This is a genomic window from Pantanalinema rosaneae CENA516, from assembly GCF_050753385.1.
Taxonomy (GTDB): domain Bacteria; phylum Cyanobacteriota; class Cyanobacteriia; order Leptolyngbyales; family Leptolyngbyaceae; genus Pantanalinema; species Pantanalinema rosaneae.
The window spans coordinates 18,227-30,089 of sequence record NZ_JBLZFZ010000040.1; the positions used below are offsets into that span (position 1 = coordinate 18,227).

Annotated in this window: 13 protein-coding genes; 8 read left to right on the forward strand and 5 right to left on the reverse strand. The window is 51.7% G+C overall.

Going from position 1 to position 11,863, the window contains the following annotated elements:
* Nucleotides 1-66: 66 nt before the first annotated feature.
* Both psbC and psbD read right to left on the reverse strand, forming a co-directional pair.
* Nucleotides 67-1,449: a photosystem II reaction center protein CP43 gene (psbC, locus tag ACN4EK_RS21060; RefSeq protein WP_431660165.1), complete on the reverse strand. Its 1,383-nt coding sequence runs from the start codon at nt 1,447-1,449 to the stop codon at nt 67-69.
* Entirely contained in the window at nt 1,433-2,491 is a 1,059-nt protein-coding gene (gene psbD, locus ACN4EK_RS21065; RefSeq protein ID WP_431660166.1) for a photosystem II D2 protein (photosystem q(a) protein), read from the reverse strand. The genes psbC and psbD overlap by 17 nt, the downstream gene beginning before the upstream one ends.
* A gap of 402 nt (nt 2,492-2,893) precedes the next feature.
* Between psbD and ACN4EK_RS21070 the strand changes: the two genes are divergently transcribed.
* From ACN4EK_RS21070 to ACN4EK_RS21090, 5 genes are all read left to right on the forward strand, one after another.
* Nucleotides 2,894-3,460, forward strand: coding sequence for a photosystem I assembly protein Ycf4 (locus ACN4EK_RS21070; RefSeq protein ID WP_431660167.1), 567 nt, complete (start codon nt 2,894-2,896; stop codon nt 3,458-3,460).
* 6 nt (nt 3,461-3,466) lie between these two features.
* Entirely contained in the window at nt 3,467-4,225 is a 759-nt protein-coding gene (locus ACN4EK_RS21075; protein WP_431660168.1) for a peptidylprolyl isomerase, read from the forward strand.
* Nucleotides 4,226-4,242: 17 nt separating this feature from the next.
* Nucleotides 4,243-5,376 (forward strand): beta-ketoacyl-ACP synthase, encoded by a 1,134-nt coding sequence (locus ACN4EK_RS21080; protein ID WP_431660169.1) that lies wholly within the window; start codon nt 4,243-4,245, stop codon nt 5,374-5,376.
* A gap of 67 nt (nt 5,377-5,443) precedes the next feature.
* Nucleotides 5,444-6,559, forward strand: a complete 1,116-nt coding sequence (locus ACN4EK_RS21085) for a glycosyltransferase (protein ID WP_431660170.1) — start codon at nt 5,444-5,446, stop codon at nt 6,557-6,559.
* Nucleotides 6,560-6,663: 104 nt separating this feature from the next.
* On the forward strand, nt 6,664-6,906 hold the full coding sequence (locus ACN4EK_RS21090; protein WP_431660171.1) for a hypothetical protein: 243 nt from the start codon (nt 6,664-6,666) through the stop codon (nt 6,904-6,906).
* Nucleotides 6,907-6,954: 48 nt separating this feature from the next.
* Here ACN4EK_RS21090 and ACN4EK_RS21095 read toward each other — a convergent pair whose 3' ends face one another.
* Both ACN4EK_RS21095 and coaD read right to left on the reverse strand, forming a co-directional pair.
* Nucleotides 6,955-7,527 carry an ATP synthase subunit B family protein gene (locus tag ACN4EK_RS21095; RefSeq protein ID WP_431660172.1) on the reverse strand — a complete coding sequence of 191 codons (573 nt, stop codon included), beginning with the start codon at nt 7,525-7,527 and terminating at the stop codon, nt 6,955-6,957.
* 14 nt (nt 7,528-7,541) lie between these two features.
* On the reverse strand, nt 7,542-8,114 hold the full coding sequence (gene coaD, locus ACN4EK_RS21100) for a pantetheine-phosphate adenylyltransferase (protein WP_431660173.1): 573 nt from the start codon (nt 8,112-8,114) through the stop codon (nt 7,542-7,544).
* Between the two features lie 163 nt (nt 8,115-8,277).
* On the opposite strand from coaD, the gene miaE reads away from it, so the two are divergent.
* Entirely contained in the window at nt 8,278-8,874 is a 597-nt protein-coding gene (gene miaE / locus ACN4EK_RS21105; protein WP_431660174.1) for a tRNA-(ms[2]io[6]A)-hydroxylase, read from the forward strand.
* Here the strand turns inward: miaE and cobS are convergent.
* Entirely contained in the window at nt 8,871-9,617 is a 747-nt protein-coding gene (gene cobS, locus ACN4EK_RS21110; RefSeq protein ID WP_431660175.1) for an adenosylcobinamide-GDP ribazoletransferase, read from the reverse strand. The two genes, miaE and cobS, sit on opposite strands and share 4 nt — an antisense overlap.
* 479 nt (nt 9,618-10,096) lie before the next feature.
* Between cobS and ACN4EK_RS21115 the strand changes: the two genes are divergently transcribed.
* Together ACN4EK_RS21115 and tgt are read left to right on the forward strand one after the other, a co-directional pair.
* Nucleotides 10,097-10,555: a hypothetical protein gene (locus ACN4EK_RS21115; protein WP_431660176.1), complete on the forward strand. Its 459-nt coding sequence runs from the start codon at nt 10,097-10,099 to the stop codon at nt 10,553-10,555.
* Between the two features lie 84 nt (nt 10,556-10,639).
* A complete protein-coding gene (gene tgt, locus ACN4EK_RS21120; protein WP_431660177.1) occupies nt 10,640-11,752 on the forward strand; it encodes a tRNA guanosine(34) transglycosylase Tgt in 1,113 nt (370 codons plus the stop codon).
* The last annotated feature ends 111 nt before the right edge of the window (nt 11,753-11,863 follow it).

Genomic DNA, 11,863 nt, shown 5'->3' on the forward strand with positions numbered 1-11,863 from the left:
AGTAATAAAAAAGGCTCCTGAATCAAACCAGGAGCCTTTTTTAGTTAAACCGGAGTTAACCAAACATTAGTCGAGGTTCGGCATCGACAACACTGGTTCGTCTTCGCGATCGATTCCCTTCTCGAAACCAGCCGCTGCTGCCCGAGCCCGACCCGCATGCCACAGGTGACCGACCAGGAAGAAGAACGCCAACACGAAGTGAGAGGTTGCCAACCAGGAGCGAGGCGACACAAAGTTAAAGGAGTTAATTTCTGTCGCCACACCACCCACAGAGTTCAGAGAACCCAGAGGAGCGTGAGTCATGTACTCAGCCGCCCGACGCGCTTGCCAGGGTTGAATGTCGTACTTGATCTTGTTCAGATCCAAACCATTCGGACCGCGCAGAGGCTCCAGCCAGGGAGCACGCACATCCCAGAAACGCATGGTTTCACCACCGAAGATGATTTCCCCAGACGGAGAGCGCATCAGGTATTTACCCAGACCCGTAGGACCTTGAGCCGAGCCGACGTTTGCCCCCAGGCGTTGGTCACGCACCAGGAAGGTCAAAGCTTGTGCCTGAGAAGCTTCTGGTCCGGTAGGCCCGTAGAACTCACTCGGGTAAACGGTGTTGTTGAACCAAACGAAACAAGCGGCAATGAAGCCCATCAGAGACAATGCGCCCAGGCTATAGGAGAGGTAAGCTTCACCCGACCAGATGGAAGCCCGACGGGACCAACCAAACGGCTTGGTCAGAATATGGAAAATTCCACCGAAGATGCAAATCAAGCCAATCCAGATATGACCGCCGACCACATCTTCCAGATTGTCTACACTGACAATCCAGCCATCGCCACCGAAGGGGGACTTCAGCAGATAACCAAAGATCACCGCCGGGTTTAGCGTGGGGTTAGTAATGACACGAACATCACCCCCACCGGGTGCCCAGGTATCGTACAAGCCACCAAAGGCCATCGCTTTAGCGACCAGCAAGAACGCACCTAAACCTAACAGAATCAGGTGATAACCAATGATATTGGTCATTTGGTTCTTGTCTTTCCAGTCATAGCCAAAGAAGCTGGAGTAATCTTCCAACACTTCTGGGCCACGCACTGCGTGATAAATTCCACCAATTCCGAGCACAGCGGAGGAAATCAGGTGCAATACTCCCACCACAAAGTAGGGGAAGGTATCCACAATTTCACCACCCGGGCCAACACCCCAGCCTTGAGCAGCGAGGTGAGGCAGGAGGATTAAACCTTGCTCGTACATGGGCTTTTCGGGAATAAAGTGCGCGACTTCAAACAAAGTCATCGCTCCCGCCCAAAACACGATTAGACCAGCGTGGGCAACGTGAGCGCCCAACAGCTTACCAGACACATTGATCAACCGGGCATTACCAGCCCACCAGGCAAATCCAGACGTTTCCTGGTCGCGTCCGCTAGCGACCATTGAATTAGAGAGCGTTACCACGGGGGAGAACCTCCTCAGGGAAGACAAAGTGTTCATGCGGCTGATCTTGAGGAGCCATCCAAGCCCGGATGCCCTCATTCAGCAGAATGTTCTTGGTGTAGAACGTTTCAAACTCAGGATCTTCAGCCGCTCGAATTTCCTGCGATACGAAATCATACGCCCGCAGGTTCAGCGCAATCCCGATAATGCCCACACTCGCCATCCATAGCCCCGTTACCGGCACAAACAGCATGAAGAAGTGCAGCCACCGCTTGTTCGAAAACGCAATCCCGAAGATCTGCGACCAGAACCGGTTCGCCGTCACCATCGAGTAGGTTTCTTCCGCCTGAGTTGGGCTGAAGGCTCGGAAGGTGTTGGCGGTATCGCCGTCTTCAAACAGGGTGTTCTCCACCGTCGCGCCGTGAATCGCACACAGCAGCGCACCCCCCAGGATGCCTGCTACGCCCATCATGTGGAACGGATTCAGCGTGAAGTTGTGGAACCCTTGCACAAACAGAATGAAGCGGAAGATCGCTGCCACTCCAAAGCTGGGGGCAAAGAACCAGCTCGACTGACCCAACGGGTACATCAGAAACACACTGACGAACACCGCGATCGGGCCGGTGAAAGCAATGGCGTTGTAAGGACGGATGCCGACCAGACGGGCGATCTCAATCTGACGCAGGCAGAAGCCAATCAGACCAAACGCGCCATGCAGGGCAACAAACGGCCACAACCCACCCAACTGACACCAGCGAGTGAAATCCCCTTGCGCTTCCGGACCCCACAAAAACAGCAGGGAATGTCCCAGACTGTCCGCCGGAGTAGAAACGGCAACGGTCAAAAAGTTACAGCCTTCCAAGTAGGAAGAGGCTAGGCCGTGAGTGTACCAGGAGGTAACAAAGGTGGTGCCGGTCAGCCAACCGCCGAGTGCCAGGAAAGCACAGGGGAACAAAAGCAGACCTGACCAGCCGATAAAGACGAAGCGATCGCGCTTAAGCCAGTCATCGAGAACGTCGAACCATCCTCGGGTCGGCTGTACGCGTCCGACTGCTATGGTCATGGATTCAAATCCTCTAGCGTTACTAAAATTGCAGGTTCTCTAGAGTGAACGAGTTTATATGTCTATACATCATAGGAGAAATCAGAATTTTTACAAACCGATACGTACCGTCTCAGACTATTCGATTTCTCCAAACCACACCTGATAATTTGAGACTTTTGTCAACACTATTCAACAAAGCGTTGCATATTTCGTCAACGTCTAAGTCGAGACTTGCAGGTGTGGGGTAGCGTTCTCTATCCGTTAAGATGTGAACTGACAGGATAAAGGATTGACGGTTGCCCCCAACGGGTCAATGATCCCACTGGCTCTGTCGGGGTGTGCTGTCATAGACTGACAGCGATGCGATCGTGCCATCATCCTGGTCTATAAAGACTTTACCCCTTAACTACTAGTGGCTCCATGACAGCACAGACAATGTCCCCAAAACAAGAAATTCTGCGCCAAGAGATCGTTGGCTCTCGTCGGTTTAGCAATTACTGGTGGGCAACGATCGTGTCTGCTGGAGCAACCGGCTTCTTTCTAGCGGCAGTTTCTAGTTACACCAAGATCAATTTGCTGCCCTTTTCCGATCCAACTTATCTCGTTTTCATCCCTCAAGGGATTGCGATGGGATTCTATGGTTCCTTAGGTCTGTTGTTCAGCCTATACCTTTGGTTAACGATTCTATGGGATATCGGCAGTGGCTATAACGAGTTCAACAAGACCACTGGGCAAATTACCATTTTTCGGTGGGGCTTCCCAGGGAAGAATCGCCGGATTGAAGTTAAGTGCAACACCGAAGATGTCCAGGCAGTTAAAGTGGACTTGCGCGAAGGATTGAACCCCAAGCGGGCATTGTACTTGCGCGTCAAAGGAATGCGCGACATTCCCCTCACCCGAGTTGGTCAGCCTCTCGCCCTATCAGAGTTAGAAAATCAGGGTGCGACGCTGGCTCGATTCCTGGGTGTCCCTTTAGAAGGACTGTAGAGAATCATGATGCAAAGTTTGTTTCAGCGCTGGTTAGCGATTGTTTTAGTTACCGTTGCTCTAGTTGGTAGTGGCTGTACCCCTCAAGACACAACCTCTTCATCGGCTAGTAATGCCAATCCGGTAGCACCACCCACCAATGTCAGTAATGACCAAATGGCAGAACTCCCTCAACTTCAGGGAAAAGCCACAGTTGAACTGATTGTAAAAGGCTCCCCGATCACGATCGAAGTAGACGGAGCAGATGCCCCCATTACCGCCGGAAACTTCATTGATTTAGTTCAACGGGGAGTCTACGAAGGACTGGTATTTCACCGAGTTGTGCGGGAACCCCAGCCGTTTGTCGTCCAGGGAGGCGATCCCCAAAGCAAGAACCCGAATTTTCCGCCCGAACAATTGGGCACAGGCAGTTTCATTGATCCCAACACGTCCCAACCCCGTTACATTCCGCTAGAAATTAAGCCACAAGCTGGAGAGCGTCCACTTTACGGCAAAACCTTTGAAATGGCAGGCACTACGGGTAGACCAAAACTGCGCCATACCCGAGGAGCCGTAGCAATGGCACGATCGGCGATTCCCGACTCGGCTTCTTCCCAGTTCTATATTGCTTTAGCCGATCTGAACTTCCTGGATGGTAACTATGCGGTCTTTGGTTATGTGACGCAGGGCATGGAAGTCGTGGATACCATTCAACAGGGCGATCGCATCGAGTCTGCCAAAGTGACCAAAGGGGCAGAGAATCTCAAACCGGGCAAAAAGGTATAGCGACAGCAAGAGTACGGATGGATGTGGTAGTGACCGGCATCGGTCTAGTTTCGGCTTTGGGCTCTTTAGAAACTACCTGGAAGCACCTATTAGCTGGGCATTCCGGGATTCAGCAACACCGACCCTTTGCCGAATTACCACCCCGTCCCTTAGCGTTAATTGACACTGAACCGGCTCGCTTAGAAACCTTAACCGCAGCGGTAGTACGAGCCGCCTTACAGGATGCCGGATTACAGCCACCCTTAACCGATTGCAGTGTGGTCATCGGCTCCAGTCGCGGCAATCAGGCACAGTGGGAACGCTGGGCAAAACAGGTGAAGCAGCGAGGTCACGGCTTCGGCAACTGGTTTGATACCTTACCCCATGCTGCCGCTACCGCTACCGCTCGATTTATCCAAACCCGCGCCACGGTATTATCCCCAATGGCCGCCTGTGCCACTGGACTCTGGTCGATCGCCCAGGCCTACGAACTGCTCCAACTGCGGCGCTGTCAGCGAGTCCTGGCTGGTGCTATTGAAGCCCCGATTACGCCGTTAACCATTACGGGGTTTGACAAAATGGGGGCATTAGCATCCACCGGAGCCTATCCCTTCGATCGCGAGCGCGAAGGATTAGTTTTAGGGGAAGGAGGAGCCGTGTTAGTGCTGGAAACGGCTGAATTAGCGCGACGACGCTCTGCCAAGGTCTACGGGCAGGTTTTAGGCTTCGGGCTGACAGCAGATGGTTATCATGTCAGCGCCCCTCATCCATATGGTGAAGCCGCGATCGCCGCCGTACAAAGTTGCCTGGAACGCAGTCGCTTAGTCCCCCAAGATATTGACTTCATTCATGCCCATGGGACGGCAACACAACTTAATGACCGTAACGAAGCCTATTTAATTGAACAATTATTTCCCCCCCACGTTCCTGTTAGTTCAACGAAAGGAGCTACTGGACACACGATCGGCGCATCCGGAGCCATGGGTGCCGCCTTTTGTCTGCTGACACTGACACAGCAAATTCTGCCGCCCTGTGTCGGTTTACAACACCCTGAGTTTGATTTGCATTTGGTCAGAACAGCTCAACTTGCTACCGTCCAGCACACCCTTTGCTTTAGTTTTGGTTTTGGCGGGCAAAATGCGGTTTTAGCCTTGGGAGCCGTTGACGCTTAACCCCAGCTACCGATACGGTAAACCCAAACCGTCCTAGCTCCGACTCATGCCTACAGGAGCCTTCAGTATGAAAGTTGCCCTTATCCATGATTATTTACGGGAATACGGGGATGCCGAACGCGTCTTACAAGGCTTGCATCACCTTTATCCCCAAGCTCCTGTTTACACAGCCTTTATCGATTACCAAGAGTTGGGTGAGCAGGTCGATCGCTTGAGCGGGTGGGACATTCGTCCAACGATCGCGCAACAGCTACCTGGCATGACTCAACACTTTCATGCCTATCGCCTCGGGCTACCGTATTTCTGGGAGTCGCTCAATTTATCGGAGTATGATTTGGTCATCTCCTGCTCTAGTAATTACCTGAGCCATGCGGTTCTGACGCATTCCCATACCTTACATCTGAGCTACTGTCTTACGCCCCCCCGCTACCTGTGGGAACCCATTCCCATTACCCCCTATCCCAACCATTGGTACACCCGTTGGCTGGATACTCGCTTGAGGCAGTACGACTTTTATGCCGCTCAACGCGTCGATCGGTTTATTACCAATTCAGAAATGGCTGCCCGTCGGATCCGCAAATTTTATCGGCGGCAGGTCGAAGTGATTGCCCCACCTGTCCCGATTCAAGGATATGGGGAAGCTGGAAATCAGTATTACCTCTACATCGGCGACCTCAGCACCAAACAACAGGTGGATCTCGCTGTGAGTGCCTGTAGTCGGCTTAATCGTCCGTTATGGGTGGTGGGCGCGGGTGCAGAAGCGGAACGCCTCCGGCAGATTGCCAGTCCCTGTGTGCGGTTCCTAGGCAAGGTTCCCTCCGCCCATCTCTCTGAGCTTTACGATGGCGCGATCGCGGTGATTCATCCATCAGCCTATGAAGATTTTGGCTACATCCCCATCGAAGCCATGGGACGTGGCATTCCCGTGATCGCTTCCGAACAGAGCGGGATGAAAGAAATTATTTTGAACTTTCGGACAGGGTTATTATTTCCTCAACCGACGGTTGAAAGTTTGTGTGCGGCGATCGAGCAGTTTGAGAAACTTCGCTTCTCGGCTCAGGCCTGTATTGAACGGGCGGAAGAATTTGCTGAATCTGTCTTTGCTGCCAAATTGGCATGGTTTATCGCCAAAGCGCTGGATGACCACCAGCATGGAACCCAAGCTGGAACTTCAGAGTCCTAGTTGGGAGCAGCAACATCTATCTTGGGAGAGATGTTCTGCTATTCTGGATCAAGTTTTTGGGCATCCTGAAACTGGCAAACCGATCTCCAAGGCTTTAAACAACCATGAACAAAGTCAGCAGTCGTTCCTTTTTCACCATGCTAGTCGTGTGTAGCGTCGCTGGAACTGTACTCGGTGGAGTCAGTAGTTGGGTAGATAGCGATCGTTGTCTGCAATCGCCCAATCCGACGACTCAATGTTTAACTCAAAATCCGATTTATCAGACTGTTCAGGGAGCCAGTGTGGGTATGGTAGCTGGTATCGGAGCGGCGGTTGCTGCCACATGGCAAGCCACTCGTAGAGGTTAGTTAACTCAGCCCCGATCGTTTGCCCGCCTGGAATGGGTCAAAAACTCCCTACTTCCGGGAGCGCAACATCGACGCATTACTAGAGCGAGCCATAGACTGTTCAGCCACCAATTGCTGACGACCATTGCGGATAACCCGGAGCATTTCAGCCAATTGCATCTCCATGTCATGCAGGACCCGTTCCGCATATTCATCGGCTCCTGCCTGAATATCCTCACATTCCGCCAATGCCATCTGATGCATCTCTTCTAGCTCTTGCTGAGCCTGCCGCCGCATGCGCTCAATTTCATTGATGGTTTGATCGCGCACTGCATCACATTCCTGCTGGATGCGCTGGCGAATTTGCTGCGCCTCCATTTCTGCCTGCCGCACAATCCCCGTTTCATTCAGAATTTGGGCAGCCCGTCGCTCTGCCGTGTCAATAATCTCTTGGGCATACTGCTCTGCTTGCAGAAAAATTTCTTCCTTATGCCGCAAAATATTTTCTGCTTCATGGAAGGCATCGGGTAAACTGAGCCGCACCAAATCGAGTTGCTCGATCAGTTGCTCTTCATCCACTAATGTGCGACGGCTCAAGGGAATCCGAGGACTTTCTAGAATGATTTCCTCTAAACGATCCAATTCCCGCTGAATATCTACGCTTCCTGCTCGTGCAGAGCCTCTGGCAGAGACTCCGTTTTGGGAAGCTCCAGCGTTGGAGTTGATTCCATGTTCGGGACCGATACCGGATGGGTCTTGGCGTAACATCTGTAGATATCTGGGGCGACAGGGCTTGGGACTAAATGATCAATAGAACCACCAAACTTAGCAATTTCTTTCACCAGACTACTGCTTAGGAAGCTGTACTCGTTAGAAGTTGCTAGAAAAACCGTTTCAACTCGATCGGAGAGGGTTTTGTTTGTGTGTGCCATCTGAAGTTCCATCTCAAAATCAGACAGCACTCGTAATCCCCGTAACAGCACCGTTGCCTGTCGCATTTCAGCATAGGTGACGGTCAATCCATCAAAACTATCCACTTCCAAATTGGCAAGATGGCGAGTGGAGCGGCGAATTTGCTCCATCCGTTCTGCCACCGTAAACAGTGGCGTTTTATTGGGATTACGCAGGACTGCCACAACAACCTGACCGAACATACGGCAACCCCGCTCGATCACATCTAAATGACCAAGCGTAATGGGGTCAAAGCTGCCAGGATAGATCGCAAGCACAGGCAGACACCAAAAACTATTATGAGGGGATTATAGAAGCAAATATCAGTTTGGAAACCCTTGAATCAGCAACGACGATCGAGGACGGGCAACGGGGGCAGTAGCTAAGAGATAATATTCTAACCTGGCAGACCCGGGTTAGTTCTTACCTGCGATCGCAATCATGGTTTCCGCCTCAACCCCAATTAAGTTTCTGCAACACCCCACCTCCCAGGCTTGGATCGACCAAGCGTTAGGAAATTTAGATATTATTTTGCTGGATCATTCCCATTGCGAGCGGAAGGCAGCCGGAGTAGCCCTCAATCTCATGTTTCGGTATCCATCCAGTACCAAGCTGGTACGCACCCTGACGACGATCGCCCAGGAAGAGTTGCAGCATTTTGAGCAAGTCAACCAAATTCTAGAGCAACGGCAAATTCCACTAGCCCCTCTATCGGCACCACCCTATGGTGCTGGATTAAAGGCACAAATGCGGGTGCAGGAACCCGATCGCATGTTAGATTCGTTGCTCGTCTCGGGCTTAATTGAAGCTCGCAGCCACGAACGTCTGGGACTTTTGGGTACTCATTGCCCGGATGCCAAATTGGCGAAGTTCTACCGCAGTTTAATGGCATCGGAAGCCCGCCACTATGGAGCCTATTGGGTACTCGCGACCACCTATTTCGATCGCGATGTCGTCCAAACACGGTTAGAGACGCTAGCGATCGCCGAAAGCGAACTTTTATCTACCCTCTACCCGGAACCCAGAATTCATAGCTAAATCAGCATGGTCAGCCCACATAGGCACAGAGCTTCTGTCCACTCAACCACGGCTCCATAGGTATCTCCGGTATGTCCACCGAACTGGCGGTGAAACCAGGCTCCAGTCAATAAAGCCACACTGCCACCCCATAGCGGCATTCCTAACGCCAAAGTCCAGTGATTTAGCTGGAGATACATCAGGAGTCCACTGAAACCAAGGAGGAGCAACGTACTGGGCAGAATCTCCCAATCCGATCGGATTGCCAGCTTATGAAACGCCCCCTTCCCCGTCGGTTTGAGGTAGGGGTAGCGCACGATCGCCACTAATTGTCCCCAGCGTCCCCATCCGGCTGCCGCACTTAAGGCAATCCAGCGATCGGACTCCAAACTGGCTAGAGCAGTCACTTTAAGTAACAGAATCATGACCGCCGCCATTACACCAAAGGCTCCAGTACGACTATCTGCCATCACGTCTAGCCGCCGTTGGGGATCAAGCACCGCTAATCCGTCCGCCGTATCGATCGCTCCATCCAGGTGCAAGCCTCCGGTTAACGCTAGCCACACTCCCACGATCACCACACTGCGAACTAGACCCGGCATGGTTAATTGTTGTAAGCCCAGATCTAATAAGCCTAATAAACCACCAATGAATAGACCGACCGCCGTTGCCCAGCGAGCAATTCCCTGAAAATTCAATGACCAATCATGGGGGATGGGCAGGCAAGTATAGAAGGCGATCGCGCCTAATATCGTCCTAACCACCCTGCATAGACCAAATTGTGAAGCCGGATTGTCTGTCATGAAACTTCATTTTTCCGTACTCTGGCGGAGGTAGCGATCTACATCTAGTAGCCAGAATGAATCTACCCCGGCATATTTGTGTGATCTTCCAGGGGATCACCCATCGATCCCAATTAGTCCAAAATTTCCCGATCGAACTGGAATAATTTGATCGACTGTCAGCCAGAGATCTTGGTATAGAATTGTCTCATGGGCTACTGACCTGTAGAGGCATCTTCTCAGTTCTGTGACTCCTCTAACCTTTATCGTCTGACGTATCAGGCATGATTGAAGATAAACCATTTACAGGAATCATTCTCTCTTCCAAAAGTTCCTGAGCAGCCCTCACTCTATATGCATTCTTAATCTATTCCCAAGTTCTCCGCCGAGTGTTACTGACATTCGTCAGCGATGCTTTTGCATTCAAATTCAGGCTCGTTTAGACCAGAGGCTTTCTCTCCATGAGTCATAATCAAACTCCCGGTAGCAAGCAATTGCCAGCACCTTGCATTGTCGATACTGGAACAATCGTGGACAAGCAAGATATGCAGCGGCTTCTCGCGGACTTAAACCGTGTTCGCTACATCCATACTCAGGATGGAGTGATGACGAGTCAGGGGGAAGGCTATGTTTTGGAAGTCTTCGCCGATCCGAAGCGATCGACCCTGGTAGCAAATCATACGTTGTACCTGAACGTTCAAAGTTTTGACTATCTTGAATTAGGTCAATCCGATACCCAGGAACCCTGGTTCGATTTGATTCAAGACGGTCGCCAGTTACGGCTCATCCCCCAATCTAATCCGCTCCAAGAACAACACAATCGCAGTTTAAACGTAGCGGCGTTAGAAGCGGTGGTGGCTGAAGTGCTTTCCGCCAGTTGGGATGTCCAAATTGACGACGAAGAACACTTTTCGTTTTAGAGATTGCTCCTCCTGGGTCAGCTAACCCACTGTCTGCCCAGAAATGCGACAATGGATTTTTTGTGGCAATTGTCGTAGCTAACATTGAGTACCAAATTTCGGTTTGAATGTCAAGCCCTTTGCTGTGATACAAACGCTAGGGCTGGAGTCTTTTTCACCCCCCACGGACAGGTCGAAACACCCCGGTTTATGCCCGTGGGGACGCTAGCCAATGTCAAAACCGTCACCCCAGGGCAACTCCAGGCAACCGGGGCGCAGATGGTGCTAGCCAACACTTACCATTTGCACTTGCAGCCCGGAGAAGACATTGTGGCTCAAGCCGGTGGGCTGCATCGATTTATGGCTTGGCAGCAACCCATTTTGACCGATTCCGGCGGCTTTCAGGTCTTTAGCCTGAGTGACCTGCGATCGATCTCCGATGAAGGTGTGACCTTCCGCTCACCCCGGGACGGTCAACTGATTCATCTGACCCCCGAAAAATCGATCGCGATCCAAAATGCCCTGGGTGCCGATGTGATCATGGCATTTGATGAATGTCCCCCCTATCCGGCGAGCCGCGAAGCCGTAATTGAAGCCACAGAGCGCACCTATCGCTGGCTGAAACGCTGTATTCAAGCCCATGAGCGATCGGATCAAGCCCTATTTGGCATCGTGCAAGGGGGGGTTTATCCCGATTTACGGCGCACTGCCGCCGAACAACTCGCCGATCTGAACTTGCCGGGATATGCGATCGGGGGAGTCAGCGTCGGCGAACCACCGGAACTAATTGAACAGATTGTTACAGCCACGGCTCCAGCCCTACCCCCGGAAAAACCGCGTTACCTAATGGGAGTCGGTACTCACCGGGAAATTGTGCAGGCGATCGCCGCCGGAGTCGATTTATTTGATTGTGTAATTCCCACCCGGCTCGCTCGACATGGCAACGCGATCGTTGGCGGAGAACGCTGGAATCTCAAAAATGCGCGGTTTCGTCAGGATTTTACGCCATTAGATGACAACTGTTCCTGTTATACCTGTCAAAACTTTACTCGCGCCTATATTAGCCATTTACTACGATCGCAGGAGCTATTAGCCTACACGCTACTCTCGATCCATAACATCACTGAGTTAGTCCAATTTACCCAACGAATTCGATCGGCGATCTTCCAGGGTCGCTTCAAAGCTGAATTTGGGCATTGGCTATCCGCCCCGTCCTGAGGCAAGCTACCCACTAATCTAAAGATTCCCCTAAAAGAACCATCCAAGCGGAATCATGATCAGTTACTATAGCTAATTGCGGTGATGCGGACGTGCCCAACCAATGGACAT